Annotated in this window: 23 protein-coding genes; 11 read left to right on the plus strand and 12 right to left on the minus strand. The window is 52.1% G+C overall.

Features of this window, described 5'->3' with window-relative positions:
* Nucleotides 1-515 precede the first annotated feature (515 nt).
* Together groL and A9165_RS01015 are read right to left on the minus strand one after the other, a co-directional pair.
* Nucleotides 516-2,150 carry a chaperonin GroEL gene (gene groL / locus A9165_RS01010; protein ID WP_008951208.1) on the minus strand — a complete coding sequence of 545 codons (1,635 nt, stop codon included), beginning with the start codon at nt 2,148-2,150 and terminating at the stop codon, nt 516-518.
* Nucleotides 2,151-2,200: 50 nt separating this feature from the next.
* Nucleotides 2,201-2,491 (minus strand): co-chaperone GroES, encoded by a 291-nt coding sequence (locus A9165_RS01015; RefSeq protein ID WP_008607071.1) that lies wholly within the window; start codon nt 2,489-2,491, stop codon nt 2,201-2,203.
* A 169-nt stretch (nt 2,492-2,660) separates the two neighbouring features.
* Here A9165_RS01015 and cutA point away from each other — a divergent pair, with 169 nt between their 5' ends.
* The 9 genes from cutA (at nt 2,661) to purH (ending at nt 11,650) form a co-directional block, all read left to right on the plus strand.
* Nucleotides 2,661-2,981 carry a divalent-cation tolerance protein CutA gene (gene cutA / locus A9165_RS01020; protein WP_065954609.1) on the plus strand — a complete coding sequence of 107 codons (321 nt, stop codon included), beginning with the start codon at nt 2,661-2,663 and terminating at the stop codon, nt 2,979-2,981.
* Nucleotides 2,974-4,791: a protein-disulfide reductase DsbD gene (locus A9165_RS01025; RefSeq protein ID WP_065954627.1), complete on the plus strand. Its 1,818-nt coding sequence runs from the start codon at nt 2,974-2,976 to the stop codon at nt 4,789-4,791. The genes cutA and A9165_RS01025 overlap by 8 nt, the downstream gene beginning before the upstream one ends.
* 265 nt (nt 4,792-5,056) lie before the next feature.
* Nucleotides 5,057-5,515 carry a type II 3-dehydroquinate dehydratase gene (gene aroQ / locus A9165_RS01030; protein WP_008984487.1) on the plus strand — a complete coding sequence of 153 codons (459 nt, stop codon included), beginning with the start codon at nt 5,057-5,059 and terminating at the stop codon, nt 5,513-5,515.
* A gap of 18 nt (nt 5,516-5,533) precedes the next feature.
* The gene (gene accB / locus A9165_RS01035) at nt 5,534-5,995 is read left to right on the plus strand and encodes an acetyl-CoA carboxylase biotin carboxyl carrier protein (RefSeq protein ID WP_008607066.1); all 462 of its coding nucleotides are present in this window, start codon (nt 5,534-5,536) and stop codon (nt 5,993-5,995) included.
* A 15-nt stretch (nt 5,996-6,010) separates the two neighbouring features.
* Nucleotides 6,011-7,354 carry an acetyl-CoA carboxylase biotin carboxylase subunit gene (accC, locus tag A9165_RS01040; RefSeq protein WP_008607065.1) on the plus strand — a complete coding sequence of 448 codons (1,344 nt, stop codon included), beginning with the start codon at nt 6,011-6,013 and terminating at the stop codon, nt 7,352-7,354.
* Between the two features lie 129 nt (nt 7,355-7,483).
* On the plus strand, nt 7,484-8,365 hold the full coding sequence (prmA, locus tag A9165_RS01045; protein ID WP_065954610.1) for a 50S ribosomal protein L11 methyltransferase: 882 nt from the start codon (nt 7,484-7,486) through the stop codon (nt 8,363-8,365).
* A 253-nt stretch (nt 8,366-8,618) separates the two neighbouring features.
* Complete coding sequence (gene dusB, locus A9165_RS01050) at nt 8,619-9,590, plus strand: tRNA dihydrouridine synthase DusB (protein ID WP_008984489.1); 972 nt, start codon at nt 8,619-8,621, stop codon at nt 9,588-9,590.
* A 17-nt stretch (nt 9,591-9,607) separates the two neighbouring features.
* Complete coding sequence (fis, locus tag A9165_RS01055; protein ID WP_008607059.1) at nt 9,608-9,898, plus strand: DNA-binding transcriptional regulator Fis; 291 nt, start codon at nt 9,608-9,610, stop codon at nt 9,896-9,898.
* A 168-nt stretch (nt 9,899-10,066) separates the two neighbouring features.
* On the plus strand, nt 10,067-11,650 hold the full coding sequence (gene purH, locus A9165_RS01060; RefSeq protein WP_065954611.1) for a bifunctional phosphoribosylaminoimidazolecarboxamide formyltransferase/IMP cyclohydrolase: 1,584 nt from the start codon (nt 10,067-10,069) through the stop codon (nt 11,648-11,650).
* A gap of 67 nt (nt 11,651-11,717) precedes the next feature.
* On the opposite strand, the gene A9165_RS01065 is transcribed toward purH, so the two are convergent.
* The 6 genes from A9165_RS01065 to A9165_RS01090 form a co-directional block, all read right to left on the minus strand.
* Nucleotides 11,718-12,071, minus strand: coding sequence for a PAS domain-containing protein (locus A9165_RS01065; RefSeq protein WP_065954612.1), 354 nt, complete (start codon nt 12,069-12,071; stop codon nt 11,718-11,720).
* Entirely contained in the window at nt 12,058-12,891 is an 834-nt protein-coding gene (locus A9165_RS01070; protein ID WP_065954613.1) for an alpha/beta fold hydrolase, read from the minus strand. Before A9165_RS01070 ends, A9165_RS01065 begins: the two co-directional genes overlap by 14 nt.
* A gap of 82 nt (nt 12,892-12,973) precedes the next feature.
* A complete protein-coding gene (locus tag A9165_RS01075) occupies nt 12,974-13,450 on the minus strand; it encodes a histidine phosphatase family protein (RefSeq protein ID WP_065954614.1) in 477 nt (158 codons plus the stop codon).
* Between the two features lie 54 nt (nt 13,451-13,504).
* Nucleotides 13,505-14,062: a GrpB family protein gene (locus tag A9165_RS01080; protein ID WP_065954615.1), complete on the minus strand. Its 558-nt coding sequence runs from the start codon at nt 14,060-14,062 to the stop codon at nt 13,505-13,507.
* Complete coding sequence (gene traT / locus A9165_RS01085) at nt 14,063-14,872, minus strand: complement resistance protein TraT (RefSeq protein ID WP_065954616.1); 810 nt, start codon at nt 14,870-14,872, stop codon at nt 14,063-14,065.
* A complete protein-coding gene (locus A9165_RS01090; protein ID WP_008607044.1) occupies nt 14,873-15,604 on the minus strand; it encodes a complement resistance protein TraT in 732 nt (243 codons plus the stop codon). It abuts the gene before it with no gap.
* Between the two features lie 217 nt (nt 15,605-15,821).
* Here A9165_RS01090 and suhB point away from each other — a divergent pair, with 217 nt between their 5' ends.
* Both suhB and A9165_RS01100 read left to right on the plus strand, forming a co-directional pair.
* A complete protein-coding gene (suhB, locus tag A9165_RS01095; protein ID WP_008951194.1) occupies nt 15,822-16,625 on the plus strand; it encodes an inositol-1-monophosphatase in 804 nt (267 codons plus the stop codon).
* 390 nt (nt 16,626-17,015) lie between these two features.
* Nucleotides 17,016-18,263, plus strand: a complete 1,248-nt coding sequence (locus A9165_RS01100; RefSeq protein WP_065954617.1) for a mechanosensitive ion channel family protein — start codon at nt 17,016-17,018, stop codon at nt 18,261-18,263.
* 31 nt (nt 18,264-18,294) lie between these two features.
* Here A9165_RS01100 and A9165_RS01105 read toward each other — a convergent pair whose 3' ends face one another.
* The 4 genes from A9165_RS01105 to yajC form a co-directional block, all read right to left on the minus strand.
* On the minus strand, nt 18,295-18,666 hold the full coding sequence (locus A9165_RS01105) for a rhodanese-like domain-containing protein (protein WP_008951192.1): 372 nt from the start codon (nt 18,664-18,666) through the stop codon (nt 18,295-18,297).
* A gap of 60 nt (nt 18,667-18,726) precedes the next feature.
* Nucleotides 18,727-19,674 carry a protein translocase subunit SecF gene (secF, locus tag A9165_RS01110; protein WP_065954618.1) on the minus strand — a complete coding sequence of 316 codons (948 nt, stop codon included), beginning with the start codon at nt 19,672-19,674 and terminating at the stop codon, nt 18,727-18,729.
* Between the two features lie 9 nt (nt 19,675-19,683).
* Complete coding sequence (secD, locus tag A9165_RS01115) at nt 19,684-21,540, minus strand: protein translocase subunit SecD (protein WP_065954619.1); 1,857 nt, start codon at nt 21,538-21,540, stop codon at nt 19,684-19,686.
* A 72-nt stretch (nt 21,541-21,612) separates the two neighbouring features.
* The gene (gene yajC / locus A9165_RS01120) at nt 21,613-21,948 is read right to left on the minus strand and encodes a preprotein translocase subunit YajC (RefSeq protein WP_008607039.1); all 336 of its coding nucleotides are present in this window, start codon (nt 21,946-21,948) and stop codon (nt 21,613-21,615) included.
* Nucleotides 21,949-21,951 lie beyond the last annotated feature (3 nt).

Here is a 21,951-nt window from a genome sequence, read left to right on the forward strand (position 1 = left end):
GCTACTAACAGTCGCATGTTAGGTCTCACTCACTTGTTTGCTAGACAAGTTGAGACAATAACTTCAACAGCTGACACCGGCAGATCACTCCAGTAGTCAGATGACACATGAAACAGGTAATCGAATAAAACAACCATAAGCACACGAACAGGTTAATTAGACCCGCTAGCGTATTAATTAGATTGTTTTCTTAATTGGGAAGACACACTACGAGGATGGCGAAACGCCTTGTGGGCAGATTAACATCGCCCGTCTTTTTCTCGACCGCATAACTGATCGTCTAAAGTTTGTAGTTGTCTATTACGTGTTGTCGGCAGACTTTCGTCGCCGTTTTTCTTTAACCAATTGTATTTAAACACAATTGCGCGACATCTTCGAAGAAGATTCCGGCAATCGGTTTATGCATACCGATCACCGGTGTCGACTACTATTTTTTGCAGGTATGGAAGCGGATATGTTAGTATCCGCTTACGGTGTAGCCTGCTAGGTTAGTGACCTACACGACTCTCGTCGCACTACATCATGCCGCCCATACCACCCATGCCACCCATATCTGGCATTGGCTTCTCTTCTTTTGGCAGCTCAGTTACCATAGCTTCGGTAGTGATCATCAGCGAGCCAACAGAGGCAGCGAACTGCAGTGCAGAACGGGTCACTTTGGTTGGATCCAGGATACCCATTTCCAGCATATCGCCGTATACGTCGGTCGCAGCGTTATAACCGTAGTTACCGGTACCTTCTTTAACCTTGTTAACAACAACTGATGGCTCTTCACCGGCGTTAGATACGATCTGACGCAGTGGTGCTTCCATTGCGCGCAGTGCGATCTTAATACCATGCGTTTGATCTTCGTTGGCACCGGTTAAGCCAGTCAGCTTGGCCGCTACACGCACCAGTGCTACACCACCGCCAGGAACCACACCCTCTTCTACCGCAGCACGGGTAGCATGTAAGGCGTCTTCTACGCGGTGTTTCTTCTCTTTCATTTCGATTTCAGTGGCAGCACCGACTTTGATTACTGCGACACCGCCAGCCAGCTTGGCCAGACGCTCTTGCAGTTTTTCTTTATCGTAGTCAGAGGTTGCTTCTTCGATTTGCTGACGGATTTGCTTGACGCGGGCGTCAATCGCCGCCTGCTCACCGGCACCATCGATAATAGTGGTGTTATCTTTGGTGATCACGATGCGCTTAGCTGTACCTAAGTCTTCCAGCGTGGCTTTTTCCAGTTCCATACCGATTTCTTCAGAAATCACGGTACCGCCAGTCAGGGTAGCGATATCCTGCAGCATCGCTTTACGACGGTCACCGAAGCCTGGTGCTTTCACGGCAGAGATCTTCACTATACCGCGCATATTGTTGACAACTAGAGTCGCTAAGGCTTCGCCTTCGACGTCTTCAGCAATAATCAACAGTGGCTTACCTGATTTGGCTACGCCTTCCAGTACCGGCAGTAATTCACGGATATTAGAAATTTTCTTATCCACAGTCAGGATAAATGGGTTATCCAGTTCAACCTGGCCCGCTTCCTGATTGTTGATAAAATACGGAGACAGGTAACCACGGTCGAATTGCATACCTTCAACCACATCCAGCTCGTTATTCAGACCCTGGCCTTCTTCAACGGTGATTACACCCTCTTTGCCCACTTTGTCCATGGCGTCAGCGATGATCTTACCGATCTCTTCATCTGAGTTAGCAGAGATAGTACCAACCTGAGCTACCGCCTTGCTGTCAGCACATGGCTGTGACAGGGCTTTTAATTCAGCTACGGCGGCAATTACAGCCTTGTCGATACCACGTTTTAAATCCATCGGATTCATACCGGCAGCAACGGCTTTTACGCCTTCGTTAATAATGTTTTGTGCCAGTACCGTAGCGGTAGTGGTACCGTCACCGGCTTCGTCATTGGCCTTAGACGCCACTTCTTTAACCATCTGGGCGCCCATATTCTCGAACTTATCTTCCAGCTCGATTTCTTTGGCAACCGACACACCGTCTTTGGTAATCAGAGGAGCACCAAAAGATTTGTCCAGAATCACGTTACGGCCTTTTGGACCTAAAGTAACGCGCACTGCGTTTGCCAGAATGTTTACGCCTTTCAGCATCTTGTTACGGGCTTCATCGCCAAAACGTACGTCTTTTGCAGCCATTTTCGTATCCTTAAAAGTCGTTAATTGTTAATCAGAAAAGAGAAAGGGAATTAATCCAGGATCACACCTAAGATGTTATCTTCTTTGGTGATCACATATTCCTGACCATCAATTTTCTCAGTGCGCTCTACATAGGCACCGAACAGAACCTTGTCGCCAACCTTAACGTCCAGTGGTTTCACATCGCCGTTATCTAAAATACGACCATTGCCCACTGCTACTACGACACCGCGCGTTGATTTTTCTGCGGAAGCACCAGTCAGAACGATGCCACCGGCAGACTTGCTCTCAGCGTCGGTACGTTTGATGATGACACGATCATGTAATGGACGAATATTCATGCTCTATCTCCTAAAGCGTTTGGGTTTTAACGTGACAGTTAAATTTTGTGTGCTCGCTATATGGGGCGAACCGAAAAAAATTCCAAGGGCCGGCAGAAAAAAATTCCGCAAAACGCGGCCACGGTTTACCGTACAATGGTGCTAACCTAACAAAAAACCAAGGTCTGATATGCGCGATTATCTGCTGATCCTGTGTAACTGCCCGGATGAGAGCACAGCTGCCGCCATTACCTCCCAGCTGTTACAGCAACGGCTGGTGGCCTGTGTTAACCGGCTACCCGCGGTACAATCCAGCTATATCTGGCAGGACAAACTGGAACAGGCGGTGGAAATTCAGTTGCAACTTAAAGCGCCAAAGCGGAACTTTACCGCAATTGAGCAAGCCATAAGCGCCATTCACCCGTATGCTGTGCCGGAAATTATCGCCGTTGAGCTTTGTCAGCTGAATCAGGCTTATGCCGCCTGGATTAATGAGGTTACCTGTGATTAAACGCTGTTGTTATCTACTGCTGCTGCCCCTACTGTTCCTGTTGCTAACCAGCACGGCGACTGCGCAGCAGCAAAGCCCGCAAACCAGCCCGACGAATAATAATGCTGTGCTGCAAAGCCTGTTGCAGGGCCAGCCACAATTTTTACCGGTGGAACAGGCCTTTGTGCTGAACTACCGCCAGCAGGATAACGAGCTGTTACTAAGCTGGACTATCGCCGATGGCTATTATATGTATCGCGATAAGTTTAAGTTTGGCGGCGTGGCGGTCAGCTTTTCGCATCCGACCTATCCGGCCAGTATCAGTATTGAAGATGAATTCTTTGGTAAAACCGAAGTCTATTATCATCAATTGCAGTTGAAGATCCCGCTGTCTGATATCGACGAAGATGCACTCTTTCGGGTGCAATTTATGGGCTGCGCTGAAGCCGGTCTGTGTTATCCGCCAACGACCATTGAAATACCACTGACCCAGCCTGGCCAGCCTGAAACCAGCGCCACCTTGGCGACAACAGCACCGGTATCCAGCCAGTTTGGCTTATTGGAGCGCTTAAGTGAAGGCTCAGTGCTGGTAAGTCTGGGCGTATTTTTCCTGCTCGGCTTAGGGCTGTCCTTTACGCCCTGCGTGTTTCCGATGTATCCGATTCTAAGTAGTATTATTGTCGGCCAGGGCCAGCGGCTGTCGACCCAACGTGCCTTTGGCTTGTCGATGTCCTATGTGCAGGGTATGGCGCTGACCTACTCCTTGCTCGGGCTGGTGGTTGCCAGTTTGGGCGTAAAATTCCAGGCGGCATTGCAGCACCCGGCCGTATTAATCGTCGCTGCGGTGATCTTTGTGCTGCTGGCCTTGGCGATGTTTGGCGTCTTTAATCTGCAATTGCCAACCCGCTGGCAGGAAAAAGTGGCTGGCGTCAGTAACAAACAACAGGGTGGCTCGCTAAAAGGCGCCTTTGTGATGGGCGCGTTATCCGGCTTGATTGCCTCACCCTGTACTACGGCCCCGCTGTCTGCGGCACTGTTGTATGTGGCGCAAAGCGGCGATCTGGCCCTTGGCGCCCTGACGCTGTATGTGCTGAGCCTGGGGATGGGTTTACCTTTGTTATTACTCGGTACCTCAGGTGGTCGTCTGCTGCCAAAAGCCGGCAACTGGATGAACGCGGTAAAAAATATCTTTGGCTTCCTGTTACTGGCGGTGCCACTGATCCTGTTAGAGCGCTTTTTACCTTTCTGGATCGTATTAGCCCTTGGCAGCGTCTTAACGCTGGCGCTGGTATTTTATTTATACCGGCTGCTGTTTAGTCTGAGCAGTGTCAACGCTAAGGCCGGTGTCGCAGTGCTGTCGCAGCTATTGTTACTGGGTATCTTCTGGCTGAATTTACAGTATTACCGCCCGGCCAGCCCGGCACTGCCGCAAGCGACGGTAAGCGCGGAGGGCGAGAATATTAATGCGCTCGGCTTTATCGTGGTAAAAGACGCCGATGAGTTGGCGCTGCAGCTGGAGAGGGCGAAAGCGGCTGGCCAGTTTGCGCTGGTCGACCTGTATGCCGAGTGGTGCGTGGCCTGTAAAGAGTTTGAGCAACTGACCTTTCCAAGGCCGGAGGTTACCGCCCTCACCTCACAGATGCGGCTGATTAAAATTGATGTCACCCGGATGACCCGCAGAGATCAGGCGCTGCTGGATAGCTATCAGGTGTTGGGTTTACCTACACTACTGTTTTTCGCCCCCGATGGCAGCGAGCTTAAACAAAGCCGCGTCACCGGCTTTATGAATGCCAGCGCCTTTGCTAATCATTTACAGGCGATGATGCAATAATAATGAGCGGCTGCAGCAAGCCAGGCTGCAGCCGAGTCCTTTCCTCTTGTCTCCCCCTTTAGGTCGCCGAGATCCTAACCATCCAGATGGCTACTGGCTGATAAGACCAGTATTTTGCTGCCATTTGCGGCGATTTCACTATAATAAGGCGCGGATCTGTCAGACAGGCATCGACAAGGTGCCCAAATTGGCCGTAAAGTGTGCATCTAACAGCTACGGCAACACTTGTTGACATCTTCCGAGAAAAGACAGGATAACTTAATTAATGACCGCGAATTTACGCATTCTGTTATTGAATGGCCCTAATCTGAATATGCTGGGTATTCGGGAACCTGCGACCTATGGTGCCGCAACGCTGGCGCAAATTGTCGCCGACTTGCAACAACAGGCAGCAGAGCTTAACGTGACGCTGACGGCGCTGCAATCGAATGCCGAGCATCAATTGATTGATGCCATTCAACAAAGTTATCAGCAGCAGGATTTTATTATTATCAATCCCGGTGCCTTTACCCATACCAGCATTGCGCTGCGTGATGCACTGTTATCAGTGGCGATTCCCTTTATCGAAGTACATTTATCCAATGTGCATGCCCGGGAAGCTTTCCGCCAACACTCTTATTTATCTGATATCGCTAAAGGGGTCATTTGTGGCCTGGGCGCCAGAGGCTACCACTATGCTCTGGATGCGGCGGTATCACTGTTACGACCACACAACCAAAATTAACTCAATCAGGCGAAAAAGATGGACATTAGAAAAATTAAAAAATTGATCGAACTGCTGGAAGAATCAGGCATTTCTGAGCTGGAAATTACCGAGGGTGAAGAGTCGGTACGTATCAGCCGTAATGGCCCGGCGCAGCACTATGCCCCAGCGCCGATGCATTATGCTGCCCCGGCTCCGGCACCTGTTGCCGCTCCTGCCGCCGCACCTGTGGCCGCAGCTCCAGCCGCTGCCCAACCTGCGGTGTCTGGTCACGTGGTTAAATCACCAATGGTCGGTTCTTTCTACCGCGCCGCTTCGCCAACCTCGAAAAACTTTGTTGAAGTCGGCCAGAGCGTGAAAGTCGGTGATACGCTCTGTATCGTCGAAGCGATGAAAATGATGAACCAAATCCAGTCTGACAAGGCCGGGGTGGTAAAAGAAATTCTGGTTGAAAACGGCGAGCCGGTAGAATTCGATCAACCGCTATTTATTATCGAATAAGATAAGGACGCACTGATGCTGGAAAAAGTCCTGATCGCAAACCGAGGCGAAATTGCGCTGCGCATTTTGCGTGCCTGCAAAGAGCTCGGGATCAAGACGGTAGCCGTGCACTCCACGGTTGACCGTAATTTAAAGCACGTGCTGCTGGCCGATGAAACCATCTGTATTGGCCCGGCACCGTCACCACAAAGCTATTTGAATATCCCCGCGCTGATCGCGGCGGCCGAAGTGACCAATGCCCAGGCCATCCACCCGGGTTACGGTTTTTTAGCCGAGCGCGCCGACTTCGCACAACAGGTTGAAGAAAGCGGCCTGGTCTTTATCGGCCCGCACCCGGATTCGATCCGGCTGATGGGTGATAAGGTTTCTGCCATTGAAGCAATGAAAAAAGCCGGCGTACCCTGTGTACCGGGCTCAGACGGCGCAGTCGGCGATGATGCAGCCACTAATAAAGCGATCGCGAAACGCATTGGTTACCCTATTATCGTTAAGGCTGCCGGTGGCGGTGGTGGCCGCGGTATGCGCGTGGTACGTAGCGAAGAAGAACTGGTTAGCTCAATTGAAATGACCAAGGCCGAAGCCAAGGCCGCCTTTGGTAATGACATGGTATATATGGAGAAATTCCTGGAAAACCCACGTCATATCGAAATTCAGGTGCTGGCAGATGGTCAGGGCAATGCGATTCACTTAGGTGAACGTGACTGTTCAATGCAGCGCCGCCATCAAAAAGTGGTTGAAGAAGCACCGGCACCAGGCATTACACCAGAGCTGCGTGCCTTTATCGGTGGTCGTTGTGTCGATGCCTGTAAGGTGATGAACTACCGCGGCGCCGGTACTTTCGAGTTTCTGTTTGAAAACGGCGAATTCTTCTTTATCGAGATGAATACCCGCATTCAGGTAGAACACCCGGTTACTGAGATGATCACCGGCGTTGACCTGATTAAAGAGCAGCTGCGCATTGCCTCTGGCATGCCTCTGACCATTAAGCAGGAAGATATCGTGATCCGTGGTCATGCGGTAGAATGCCGGATTAACGCCGAAGATCCAGTGAGCTTTATTCCGTCACCAGGTAAAATCACCCGCTTCCATCCACCAGGTGGTAACGGCATCCGTTGGGATTCGCATATCTATGCCGATTACAGCGTACCGCCAAACTACGACTCCATGGTTGGCAAGCTGATTACCTACGGTGAGAGCCGTGATATCGCCATCGCCCGGATGCGTAACGCACTGGACGAGTTACTGGTTGAAGGCATTAAAACCAATATCCCGCTGCATAAAGATATTATGCGCGATGCCGGTTTCTGCCAAGGCGGCACCAATATCCACTATCTGGAAAAGAAACTGGGTATTAAGTAAGCCGCGGTATTTGCACGTGAAAAAGGAGCCTGCATGGCTCCTTTTTTTATTTTCCTGGTTTCGTGACGAGCAAAATCCGGCGTTTGGGTATACAATATCGCCCCTTTATTGGCGAGCTGAGGTTTTATCATGCCCTGGATCCAACTGCGGGTCACCACCACTGAGAAAAAAGCCGAGCAGGTCAGCGATATGCTGATGAGCTGGGGCGCCCAGGCGGTTACCTTTCTTGACGCCAAAGATACGCCAATTTATGAGCCGCTGCCGGGGGAAATCCTGTACTGGGAAAATACCGTGGTAATGGGCTTATTTGATGCCGAACACCCGATGCAAAAAGTGCTGAAGCAGTTGGAAAGCACGGCGCTGTTTAAAGAAGGCCTCAGCTATAAGCTGGAACAGCTGGAAGATAAAGACTGGGAACGCGAGTGGATGGATAACTTCCACCCGATTAAATTTGGCCAGCGTCTTTGGGTTTGCCCCAGTTGGCGCGATATTCCGGACCCGACAGCCGTAAATGTGCTGCTGGATCCGGGCCTGGCCTTTGGTACCGGTACCCACCCTACTACCGCACTTTGTATGCAATGGCTGGATCAGCATATCGAACCGGCACAAACCGTGGTCGATTTTGGCTGCGGCTCCGGCATTCTCGGCATTGCCGCGCTGAAACTCGGTGCCAGCCGGGTGGTCGGTATCGATATTGACCCGCAGGCGATTATGGCCTCCAAAGCCAACGCCGAGCGCAATGGCGTAGCCGGGCAAATTGAATTGTATTTACCCAAAGATCAACCCAGCTTGCAGGCCGATGTGGTGGTGGCCAATATCCTGGCCGGCCCGTTGGCGGAACTCTCTGCCATTATCAGCGCCTATGTTAAGCCGGGCGGTTTACTGGCGTTATCCGGTATTCTGGAGAGTCAGGCACAAAGCGTCATGGCCGCCTATGCCAGCGAATTTGCGTTTGACCCTATCGCAGTACAGGAAGAATGGGTGCGCTTAAGCGCGCGGAAAATCGCCTGATTCAGGTGCAATTCAGCTGATTATGTTTTGCTGGCTACTGTTGCAAAAAACAGCAACAGTTAAATTATCTTTTAATGACATGCAGTAAATTCGCGGGTCGGTTTTTCGGAAAACACTTATTTTCAGCCTTTTAGGGAATGTCAATCCCTGAAACGGCAAAAAAAAGCAAAAATTGTTTAAAAAACAGCCTTTGCTTTAGTGGTAAAAATCCGTAAACTTAGCGCCCCTTGAGGACAGAGCCTTGGAATCAGTGGTGCGCATAGGTCCATATCAGTTAGCGAATCAGGTGATCTGCGCTCCGATGGCTGGGGTAACCGATCACACTTTTCGTGAACTCTGCCGCCGTTTTGGTGCGGCTTTAGCTGTGTCAGAGATGCTGTCGAGCAATCCGCAGGTCTGGCAAAGCGAAAAGTCACAAAATCGGATGGGCCATCGCCAGGAGTCTGGCATTCGCTCGGTGCAAATTGCCGGCAGCGATCCGGAACAAATGGCTGCCGCCGCGCAGTATAACGTCGACATCGGCGCCGATATTATCGACATTAATATGGGTTGCCCGGCGAAAAAGGTGAATAAAAAGCTGGCAGGCTCAGCCCTGTTGCAATACCCGGAGCTGGTAGAGCAAATCGTGCGGGCAGTGGTACAGGCCGTTAAGGTACCGGTAACACTGAAGATCCGCACTGGCTGGGACCCGGAACATCGCAATGGCGTGCAAATTGCCCGCATTGCCGAGGATAACGGCATTCAGGCACTGGCGGTGCATGGCCGCACCAAAGCCTGTATGTATAAAGGAGAAGCCGAGTACGATACTATTGCTGCGATTAAGCAGCAGGTGAAGATACCGGTCATCGCCAATGGTGATATCACCTCACCGGAAAAAGCGCAATTCGTGCTCGACTACACCGGCGCCGACGCCATTATGATTGGTCGCGCGGCCCAGGGTCGGCCATGGATTTTCCGGGAAGTGGTGCACTATCTGGCAACAGGGGAGAAACTGGCTGCGCCTTCGGTTAGCGAAGTGCAGCAAATCATGCTGGAACATGTGCAGGGCTTGCACCAGTTATATGGTGACTATGCCGGTGCCCGTATCGCCCGCAAACATGTGGGCTGGTACCTGGCAGAGCATGATCCAGACGGGTTATTTCGTAGTGAATTCAACGGTATTGAGCATGCCAATGTGCAGCTGGATGCCTTAAATAGCTATTTTCATAAACTAGCAGCAACCTAACGTAAAAGAGAAAAGCAATGTTTAATTCGAACGTTACTTCGCCATTTATCACTAACGCCCACGTTCAGTCTCAGGAAAAGCCACAGGCCTTATCCAGTGCCGTCCAAAAAGCTGTTGCCAACTACCTGCAACAGTTAAACGGCCAGGACGTTAACGATCTGTACGAGCTGGTATTATCTGAATTAGAGCGGCCATTACTGGAAGAAGTAATGAAGTATACCCGCGGCAACCAAACCCGTGCCGCTAACCTGATGGGTATCAACCGCGGCACGCTGCGCAAAAAGTTAAAACAATACGGCATGTCATAATGCCACGCGGGGTCGGCCCCGCTAAAAGCACCTTCGGGTGCTTTTTTATTGGCTAAACTTGAGTGACAAAATAACAGGCTGGCAGCTGCAGCCAGCCTGAAGCAAGCAATAGCAAGCATTCGTTTCTGTGACAACCGTGACGACAACCGTGACAAAGAGAACCCGCTGATGAATACACTTCGCCCTGTGCGCCGCGCTTTATTAAGCGTATCTGATAAAACCGGTATTGTAGAATTTGCCAAAGCCCTGGCCGCAATGCAGGTTGAGATCCTGTCTACCGGTGGTACCGCCAAACTGTTGGCCGAGCAAGGTATCGCCGTGATTGAAGTATCAGACTACACCGGTCATCCGGAAATTATGGATGGCCGGGTAAAGACCCTGCACCCGAAAATTCACGGCGGTATTCTGGCGCGCCGCGGCACCGACGAAGCGGTAATGGTAGCCAACCATATTGGCGCTATTGATCTGGTGGTGGTTAACCTGTATCCCTTTGCCAATACGGTCGCTAAACCTGGCTGCACCTTAACCGATGCGGTAGAAAATATCGATATCGGTGGCCCGACTATGGTGCGTGCCGCCGCGAAAAACCATCAGGACGTTACCATTATCGTCAATGCCAGTGATTATCCGAAAGTACTGGCTGAGCTTAACGCTAATAATGGCGCTACCACCTTAGAAACCCGTTTTAGCCTGGCGATCAGCGCCTTTGAACATACGGCACAGTACGATGGCATGATTGCCAATTACTTTGGTGCCATGTTACCGGCTTATGGCAGCGAAGAAGCCGCCAGCCGTTTCCCACGCACCTTTAACAGCCAGTTTGTGAAAAAGCAGGACTTACGTTACGGCGAAAACAGCCATCAGCAAGCCGCGTTCTATGTTGATACCAACGCCACTGAGGCCTCAGTCTCTACCGCGACGCAGCTGCAGGGTAAGGCGCTGTCTTACAATAATATTGCGGATACCGATGCAGCGCTGGAGTGTGTCAAAGAGTTTGCCGAGCCGGCCTGTGTCATTGTCAAACACGCTAACCCTTGTGGTGTGGCGATTGGCGAGCACATTCTGGATGCCTATAACCGCGCTTACAGCACGGATCCGACCTCGGCTTTCGGTGGTATTATTGCCTTTAACCGTGAGCTGGATGCAACTACCGCCCAAGAGATTGTTAGCCGTCAGTTTGTCGAAGTGATTATTGCCCCAGGCGCCAGCGCTGAAGCCGTTGCCGTAGTAGGTAGCAAGCCGAATGTGCGCTTACTGGTGTGTGGCGACTTTGCCGCTGCGGCACCGGCGCTGGATATTAAACAGGTTAATGGCGGTATTTTACTGCAAGATCGCGATCAGCACCGCATCACTGAGTCGGATCTGAAAGTGGTGACCAAACGGCAACCGACAGCGCAAGAGCTAAAAGATCTGCTGTTCTGCTGGAAGGTCGCGAAGTTTGTCAAATCCAATGCCATTGTTTATGTGAAAGACAGCATGACCATTGGTGTCGGCGCCGGCCAGATGAGCCGCGTTTACAGCGCAAAAATTGCTGGCATTAAAGCGGCAGACGAGAAATTGGAAGTAAAAGGGTCAGTGATGGCTTCAGATGCCTTCTTCCCGTTCCGTGACGGTATTGATGCCGCTGCCGCTGCCGGTATTACCGCAGTGATTCAGCCCGGTGGCTCAATGCGCGATGCGGAAGTGATTGCCGCCGCCGACGAGCACGGCATGGCGATGGTGTTCACCGGCGTACGGCATTTCCGCCACTAAGCCCGGGTTTAGATATAAAAATGGCCGCAATTGCGGCCATTTTTCTTGCTGTCTCTGTCACTGCAATTCAGCTGCTGGTTTTACGCGGCACCGGTAATAACGCCAGCTGATAGCCCGACTCACCACCGACTTCCGTCAAAGCCCGGCCGCTGACCAACATCTCTAACTGATGGCCGTTTTGTTTGCGAAAATGCAGGTAGCAGGCACTCAGCTTACCGTATTGCTGAATGGCCGGCAGCACATGCGCCAGAAACAGCACCCGGCTGGCCGGTGGCAATAACTGGTAGATATCCTGCTGTAATAAAAACTGCTCGGAATACCCCAGCCAACTGCGGAGCGGTAAATTGATCGCAAGAATTTTTTGTCTGGCCGATAAGGTCAGAATACCGCACGGCAGCTGATCTAATTCAAACAAGGCCATAACCGAGCTCCCGCATCAGTTGCTGCGCGACTAAATCCGGGTGTGTCAGCTGCGGATAATGACCGCGGGCCGCCAGAGGCACAGCACGAGCCTGCGGCAAATGCGCGACTAAATAGTCAATCGCCTGCTGCGGCACAATCATATCGGCCTGAGTATAGAAAATACTGACCGGTACCGGCACTAATGGCAAACTGGCCCGAATATCAGCATAAAATACCAGGCGGGCAAAATGCCGGCTAAATGCCGGATTGTTGTGCAGGAAACTCTGGGTAAGCTGCTCAGTCACGGCGCTGGGTTCAGTTTGTGCCAACACCTGCGGCGCTAACAGCCCAGCCCAGCCAAACTGATTTTGCTCCATTAGCTGTAGCAGCTGTTCAATATCCGCCGCCTCAAAACCACCGATATAATCCGGCGCTGCATTTTGATAGCGCGCCGAGGGTGTAATCGCCAGAATACGACTAAAACGCTGTGGCGCCTGAATAGCCGCCAGCATCCCGATAGCACAGCCAATCGAGTGCGCCAACAGTGTCACTGCTGACAACTCCAGCTCAGCCAGCAAAGCCAGCAGATCATCAGCAAAGGCCTGTAACGTAGGATATTCCGGGATCGCTTCTTCACTTACCCGGCTGTTGCCACAACCTGGCAAATCAAGCAACACCAGCTTAACTGGCAACAACTGTAATAGCGGGATTAGCTTCTGCCAGATTTGCTGATCACAACCAAAACCATGCACCAGCACTAAAGTTTGCTCATCAGAGCCTAATACTCTGGCATTCAAACGCCGACTGATCGGTAACTCCTGCTCAACCCGCTCGTGCATAGTCTTTTTCTCAACGACGTCATGCCGTTGAGTGTAACACAAAAGTCGACAACAACAGTGAAGGCAAACAAAGTTCGCAGAGTTAGGTCATTAACCGTACCGGGATCGACCACTGCAAGCAGGCGCTGTCCTGCTGCAGGCTAATGCAGCTTAACGAGGCCTTGCGTACCTTTAGCAGTGGTTGCTCAGCGCCAAGCAAAGCACTGATTAACGCCGAGAAGTCCGGTTCATGGCCAACTAACAACACTTGCTGCGGCCAGGCAACACTGGCCTGCCGCAGTGCGGTTAGCGCCTGATTGGTCGGCGTTTCCAGTGCCAGCCAATCCAGTTCCTCTGCCTGCGGTAACCGGGCCACCTTACTGACAATGGCCGCCGTTTGGCTGGCTCTGGGGTAAGGGCTGCTTAGCACCAACTGCGGTGTCAGGTCGTACTTCAACATAAAGTTAGCCACCTTGCGTGCCTGCAGCCGGCCTTTTTCAATTAAACAGCGATCAATATCCAGCTGGCCGGGGCGGATCACTTCGGCGGTGGCATGGCGTAAAAAATACAGGGTTTTCATAGCAGGTCCGGGGTGCGTAACTAAGCCCTATTTAACGCGCTATTAATGACATTTTTATGGCGAGGTAGCAATGCGGGCGCTCAATTGCCGGATAAAATCCTCTTTCGCTCTATTATAAGCCAGACGGTCGTTGGCAAAACGCTGCGCGGCAGTGCGCTTAAGCTCGGCATAGCGTGCCGCTTCATCCGGATGCTGCTGCAGATAGCGGCAAAATGCCAGCTTCTGCCAATGCTCCGAGTCTGGCGTTAGCATATGCAGATGATGGCTGCGCTGACCATCAGCGTTACGTTTAATAAACCAGAGGTAATCAATCTGCTGCTCGCCTTTGATCTTCGGCCGCCAAAAGAGCTGATAGCCCTCTGCCGCCATCAGTGGCGCGGCCTGGTCGCGGATCTGCGCCAGACTCGCGACTTCCACTAACAGATCGATAATGGGTTTGGCCGGCATCCCCGGGATGGCAGTACTGCCAAAGTGCTCGATGCGGCCGGAAAAAAACTGTGGCCAGCGTTGTTTTAACCACGCTGCCTCGGCAGCAGCCTGCGTTGGCCAGTCGGGCTGCCAGTCGGACAACCTCACCGGCTCAGTGCTGGCCTGCCGCCAATACTGGCTCATTTAAAAGATCCCGGATAACGAACGGAGTAAGCCCTGATGTAAAGACGGTTCCGCTTCCTGCCAGGTCAGATTAGCCTTATTGGCAAAACCGAGCAATTTGACCTGGTATTTACGCCGATCTGTCATATTTTCCCACATCTGCTCTAGCTCGCCGCTATCGCCCTGTACTAACCGATGTTCGCTTTGCTCCAACACTAACGCCGGTGCCGATGGATCCAGACGCTCTGCCACCTGAATATCCGCCAACAGGGTATAGTACTTATCTTTGACCATTTGATTACCGACGTATTCAGCACCGGCAATCACAGCGACTGCCGCCAGTACCCGCACTACATCTCGGCCACTGACATCAGAACCCAACTGGGTATCAGCATAAATCACCGCCGGAGTCACACCGCGCTGCCGCGGCGCTTTTGGCTCTGGCGGCGCCATCCCCGGATGCATAAAGGCTGCAATTTCTTGCTCAGTCATCGCATACTGCTCTCGCAACACCTGTTGTGGCGGCTGATTCAGCACAGTGCGGATATTTACCTGCAACCAGTACTGAGCGGCCGCCGGAGAATTTACCAGCTGATAGCCGCGCTCGGTCAATAAGGCTGCCACATCGCGCATCAAAGGCTGCTGGTACTCGGCGGCGGTTTGCCGGATATCGAGAAACACCGTGCGCTGTTCTGGCTCCACCGGGTCCAGATAGATGGTCTGACTCATCCGCATCTGTACGTCCAGCTTCCCCTTGCTGATCGAGGTATGCATGGCCGTACAACCAGTAAGCAGCCACATTGCTGGTAGAAGCAGTACCAGCAAACGCATTTAGAACAATCCAGCCAGGGCGCGCGCCAGACCGTCGGTTAACAACGGCGCGGCCTCTTCCCACTTCAGGTTAGCCTGATTGGCTGAGCTGACCACCCGGGTCTGGTATTTACGCATATTGGTTTGTTGGGAAAAAGTACTGCGGGTACTGCCACTATCACCTTGTAATAACGTATGCTCAGAGCGCTCCTGCACCTTGCCATCAAAGCGCTCCATAATCTGGATATCAGTGATCACGCTGTAGTACACGTCCTGCACCATCGCATCCACTATGGTGCCCACCGCCGCACCGGCTACCGCGGCACCAGCTGTACCCCCTACAGAGCCACCGGTAGAGCGATGGATCACCGCCCCTGTTACCGCGCCACCAACAGCGCCAGGTCCGGCAGCTAACGCGCCCTGCGTTTCCCGGGCATTACTACGCCCGACCTGTAGCACATTGGCTTGTAGCCAGTAGTGCGCCCGTGACGGACTGTCAATCACCTGATAACCCCGGCTGCGCAGGCTGGCAACCACCTGTGAACGTAAATCAAATTCCGGTTTATCCGAGGTATTGCGGATATCAACAAAGACGGTGCGTTGCTCCGGCTCTACCGGCTCGAGGAAAATTGAGGAACTCATCTTGGTTTGCACATCAAGGTTACGTTTCGCGACTGAGGTATGTAAAGCACCACAGGCGGTTAAACTGAGCATGGCACTGACGGCCAGCAGTAGGGTAATTTTTTTGATCATGGTTGGGCTCATCCATTCGGGCGGGTTGACTATTGCTACTTTAGCTTATTCTGACCAGCGAAACTGAATTGGCTCTGAATAAATTAGCGCCCGTAAAAATATCTGTTAGTGCGACGCAGACCTTGCTTTTAGCTTTACTTTTTTGCTGTAGCCGCTACAATACGCGCCGCTCTTTTGATTGTTCTTTATACAGCTCTTTACAAATAAGGTAATCGCTATGCATCCGATGTTAAACATCGCAATCCGTGCTGCGCGCAGCGCAGGTAATGTTATCGCCCGGGCCTGTGGCCAGCTGGACATGGTTCAGAAACTACAGAAAGGCACTAACGACTTCGTCACCAACGTTGATCGTGAAGCTGAACAGGCCATCGTTGCTGTATTAAAGAAATCCTTCCCAACCCACGGTATTGTTGGCGAAGAGCATGGCGATTACGGTAATAATGACAGCGAATTCCAATGGATTATTGATCCGCTGGATGGCACCACCAACTTTATCAAAGGCATCCCGCATTTTGCGGTCTCTATCGCCTTAAAACATCAGGGTAAATTAGACCAGGCAGTGATCTTCGATCCACTGCGCGGCGAGCTATTTACTGCTTCACGTGGCCGTGGCGCCCAGTTAAATGGTACCCGCATCCGGGTTAATAATTTACCGGATTTGGAAGGCACTATCCTGGCCACCGGTTTTCCGTTTAAAGCCAAACACCATTTAGACAGCTACAGCAAAATCTTTAACAGCTTCTTTGCCGATTGCGCCGATATGCGCCGTACCGGCTCGGCCGCACTGGATTTAGCCTATGTTGCAGCGGGTCGCTTTGATGGCTTCTGGGAAATCGGCTTAAAGCCATGGGATATCGCTGCCGGTGAACTGATTGTGCGTGAAGCCGGTGGTATGGTATGTGACTTTGCCGGTGGTAATAACCATATGAAGAGCGGCAATATCGTCGCTGCCAGCCCGAAAGTGCTGCAGGCCATGGTTAAAGGCATGCGTCCACATCTGTCAGAGACCCTGGCCAAGTAATAAGCGCCCGTATTGATTTGGAAAATCCGGCTCAGGCCGGATTTTTTTTAGCCGCCATTTTAGGGCGTGTTGACGTTTGCTGCTTAGATTTTGTTCGCACTGGCGGCGCTTTGATCGCGAAACGAGGAGCGCAGTTTAGTTATTCTAAATAAGTGACGAGTGACAAAGAGCAAAGCGTCGCCAGTGCGAACCCTTCGGGCAGCGTTTGGCTGGCGTTTCTACTACGTTATCGCTTGTTCATGTAGAATAACTACACATCACAAGCTCTGCCTTGTATAAACACCAGCCAAACGGCTGCAAAAACAAGAAGCAAACGTCAACACGCCCTTGGCACACTCAGGCTTTATTGTCGTGTTGACGCTGGCAGTTTCGTCACATCAGGAGGAATAGATGCAAGAGCAAATGGCGCTGCTAGATAGCTGGTCGGCGGCGCATGGCCAGCTTGCCATGTGGCTGGGGCTGGTTATTTTACTTAGCCTGTCATGGCTGGCTAATTTTATTGTTAAGCATATTTTACTGCGCTCCGTGTTCAAACTGTTAGGCTTGCAAAAGTCCCAGTGCGAACAACGTGGTCTGGATTTTAGCTTTATCAGCCGCCTGGCCAATGTGGTACCGGCGCTGGTGATCTCCACCTTAATTCATAAGATCCCGCTATTACCGACGCTGCTGGTGCAGGTGGTGGTCAATGTTACCAATGCTTTTGTCGTGCTAACCATCGCCATGGCACTGAGTAAGCTGCTGACGCTGGTCAATAGCCTGTACTCAAGGCGCGAAGATGCCAAAAGCAAACCGATTAAGGGTTATATCCAACTGCTGAAGATTGTGATCTATGCGGTGGCGGTGATCCTGATGATTGCCGCACTGTTTGATCGCTCACCGTTAATACTGCTCTCCGGGCTGGGTGCCATGGCAGCAGTATTGATGCTGATCTTTCAGGACACTCTGCTTTCGCTGGTTGCCAGCGTGCAGATCTCCTCCAACGATGTGATCCGGGTCGGTGACTGGGTAGAAATGCCGCAGTTGAACGCCGATGGTGACGTTATCGATATCGCATTGCATACCGTTAAAATCCAGAACTGGGACAGAACCATTACCACCATTCCAACCCGCCGCTTTATGACGGACCCTTTTAAAAACTGGCGCGGTATGCAACAGTCCGGCGGCCGGCGGATTAAACGCAGCGTGCAACTGGATCAGCAAAGTGTGCGCTTTTTAACGGCTGATGAGATTAACCGCCTGAAACGCTTTCGTTTACTGAAGCAATATCTGGACGAAAAAGAAGCCGAAATCCGCGCCTGGAACCAGCAACTGGCAGAGCAAGGTCAGGAACCGGTGAATACCCGCCGCATTACCAATCTGGGCACGTTCCGCGCTTATGTGCTGCGCTACCTGCAAAGCCATGCCGGTATACATCAGGGTATGATTCAGATGGTGCGACAACTGGCACCCTCTGCCGATGGCTTGCCGCTGGAGATCTACTGCTTTACCAATACTACGGCCTGGGTCAATTACGAGGGTATTCAGTCGGATATTTTTGACCACCTGCTGGCGATCCTGCCGGAGTTTGGCTTACAGGTATATCAGCATCCCAGTGGTATGGATATGCGCAGCTGGCAAAATGCACTGAGCGCGCCCTAGGGCGCGTGTCAGGCCAGAGTGCCGCCGGAGCCTACTGCGGCTTGACCAGCGGCAGCTGGCGTTCACACCACTCGCGGTAGCCGCCAGCTAAGCTTAACACCTGCTGATAACCCATTTGCTGCAAGGTTTGTGCTGATAAGGCCGAGCGATAGCCACCGCCGCAGTACAGCACGATCTTCTGTTTTTTATCCGCTACCGTCTGCTCGATATCGCGTTCAATAATACCCTTACCCAGATGCATCGCTTCTGGCAAGTGGCCTTGCTGCCATTCGTGATCTTCGCGAATATCCAGTAACACATAAGGCTCGCGATGTTGTAACAGCTCGTCAATGCTGATCTCTTTGATCTGTGCTTTGGCCGCTTCAACTAAGGCCAGAAAACCTGGTGCATGTTGTTTACTCACGCCTTACTCCATAAAAAATGCCAGTCATTGACTGGCATTTTTAGCACAACTCGTGACAAATTACATTAGCGGCTCAGTACCCTCGCCTTCTTTTTCCGGCGGCGGAGGCGGTAGCATATCTTCGCGATTCAGCCCCAGTTGCACAGCGATACCGCTGGCAACGAAAATCGACGAATAAGTACCAATCGCAATACCGAATAACAGAGCAGTCGCGAAATTATGAATTAACGCACCGCCCATAGTGAACAGTACTATTAATACAATAATGGTCGTTAAGGAGGTGACCACCGTCCGGTTTAGGGTTGAGGTGACAGCATCATTCACGGTTTCTTCCGGTGTGGAGTCGCGTAGTTTACGGAAACTCTCACGAATGCGGTCAAATACCACTATGGTATCGTTAATCGAGTAACCGATCAGCGCCAGAATCGCCGCCAGTACCGTCAGGTCAAATTCCAGTTGTAATAACGAGAACAGACCCAGGGTAATGATCACATCGTGGCCCAGCGCCAGTACTGCGCCCAGAGATAAGCGCCACTCAAAGCGCATACCGACGTACAACAAAATACCCAGTAAGGCGACCAGCATCGCCAGGCCACCCTGCTCGCGCAGTTCAGCACCGACCGAAGGACCAACAAACTCAATCCGGCGCATCTCAATCTGGCTGTCACTGGTTTTCGCCAACGCAGCCATAATCTCGTTTGAGATCCGGCTTTGTTCTACACCGTCCCGGGGGGCGATACGGATCGCCACATCCTGGCTGGAACCAAAGTACTGCACCACCGCATCCGGATAGCCACTTTCAGCCAGCACAGTGCGGATCTGGCTCAGATCGGCGCTTTGGCTAAAGCCCGCTTCAATCACGGTACCACCGGTAAAGTCCAGCCCCCAGTTAATGCCTTTTACTGCCAGTAAACCGAGTGACCCCAGTACCAGCAAGGCCGACAGCATTAATGCCGGCCATTTAAAACGCATAAAGTTGATCGCTTGTTGGAAACGGAAAATTCTCACTGTGCCTCCTTACATCGGCAACGACTGTACACGACGGCCGCCCCAGAACAGATTCACCAGTAAGCGGGTACCCACTACAGCGGTGAAGATTGAGGTTAAAATACCGATGGCCAGCGTAATAGCAAAACCTTTCACCGGGCCGGTACCGATACCGAACAGGATCAGCGCGACCAGTAAGGTGGTAATGTTAGAGTCAGCGATAGTCGCGAAGGCCCGGTCGTAACCCTGATGGATCGCCTGCTGCACCGAGCGGCCTTCTGCCAGCTCTTCCCGGATCCGCTCAAAAATTAGCACGTTGGCATCAACCGCCATCCCCACTGTTAATACGATACCTGCCATACCCGGTAAGGTTAGCGTGGCCCCTGGGATCATCGACATAATACCAACGATTAACACCAGATTCGCAACCAGTGCGACGTTGGCAATCAGACCAAACACCTTGTAGTAGATCACCATAAACACTAACACGACCACCATACCCCACATAATGGCGGTCATACCCAGATCGATATTTTCCTGCCCCAGGCTTGGACCTATGGTGCGTTCTTCAATAATCTGGGTTGGTGCAATCAGCGCACCGGCGCGTAGTAACAGTGCCAGATTCTGTGCTTCGGCCGGATTACCAATACCGGTAATACGGAAACTACGACCCAGGCGGGCCTGAATAGTCGCCGCGTTAATCACTTCTTCCTGCTTGATCAGCACCGGGGTGCCGTCTGCCTGCAGCTCTTCACCCGGCTTATATTCGATAAAGACTGTGGCCATACGCCGGCCAATCGAATCACGGGTCGCTTGCGACAGCTGGTTACCGCCCTGGGCATCCAGTGAAATATTGACCTGCGGCTGACCATATTCGTCGTAACTGGAACTGGCGTTAGTGATATGCTCGCCGGTAAGCATAATGCGGTTTTCCAGCAAATATGGCTGACCATTGCGATCGTAATACAGGCTTGAGCCTGGTGGCAGGCGGCCATTTAGCGCTGCGGCTAAATCGCCCTGGTCATCCACTAAGCGAAACTCCAGCGTAGCGGTTGCCCCCAGAATTTCTTTCGCTTGCGCCGGGTCTTGTACGCCGGGTAGCTGCACGATAATACGATCGGCACCCTGACGCTGTACCAGCGGCTCGGCCACACCGATTTCATTTACCCGGTTGCGGATAATAGTAATATTCTGATTCAGCGCGTATTCGCGGATTTCACGGATGCGGTTTTCACTCAGGCTCACATTCAGGCTAAACTCAGCCGCACCATCGGTAAACACATACTCGCGATCCAGACGCGCCAATGCTGCGCGGGCAGCGGCAACATCTTCGGCCGAGCGCAGCAGAATTTGTACCTGACCCCGTTCAGTGTCAGCGGTGACCGAGCGATAACGCACCCGGGCCTCACGTAAATCGGCACGAAACGCCTGCGTCAGATCGTTGATATTCTTGTCCAGCGCGGCCTTCATATCGACTGCCATCAGGAAATGCACACCACCGCGTAAGTCCAGACCCAGCTTCATCGGGCTGGCACCGATAGCAGCCAGCCAATCCGGCGTAGTCGGCACCAGGTTTAACGCCGTCACATAATTAACATTGCCCAGTAGCTCAGTGGCAACCTGACGGGCGCGCAACTGATCTTCCGCGCTGGCAAAACGGACCAATACCTGCCCGGCTTCCAGGGTCACAGCTTTGGGCGTAATGCCTGCACTTACAAAAGATTGCTCTAACTGCTGCCGGGTGGTTTCTGAAACGGCACCACCACGGGTCGCATTAATATTCAGCGCCGGATCTTCCGGGTATAAGTTTGGCATGGCATACACCAGTGCCAACAGCAGCACCCCTGCGACCAGGAGGTACCGCCAGAGCGGGTTTTGGTTTAACACTAAAAATTCCTTATCTATCCGAAGCGCAACTCAGCGCTGCAGCCAGTGCCGGGCAGTGGCTGCAGTGCTGTCTTACAGTGACTTTAAGGTGCCTTTGGGTAATACCGCCGCTACCGCTGACTTTTGCACTGTCACTTCAGTGCTGTCATTCAGCGCAATGGCGATAAAATCCTTGTCTTCGGCAATCTTGGTAATACGGCCGACTAAACCACCCTGCGTCAGCACTTCATCACCTTTGCCCAAAGCAGACATCAGGTTACGATGTTCCTTTACCCGCTTGGCTTGTGGCCGGTAAATCAGGAAATAAAAAATCAGACCAAAGGCCAGCAGCATAATGATCAGATCCCAGCCACCACCCTGAGGTGCGGCAGCAGTGTCAGCATAAGCCTGGCTAATAAATAAACTCATTTG

Origin of the sequence: Alishewanella sp. HH-ZS, assembly GCF_001704375.1 — a bacterium.
GTDB lineage: Bacteria > Pseudomonadota > Gammaproteobacteria > Enterobacterales > Alteromonadaceae > Alishewanella > Alishewanella aestuarii.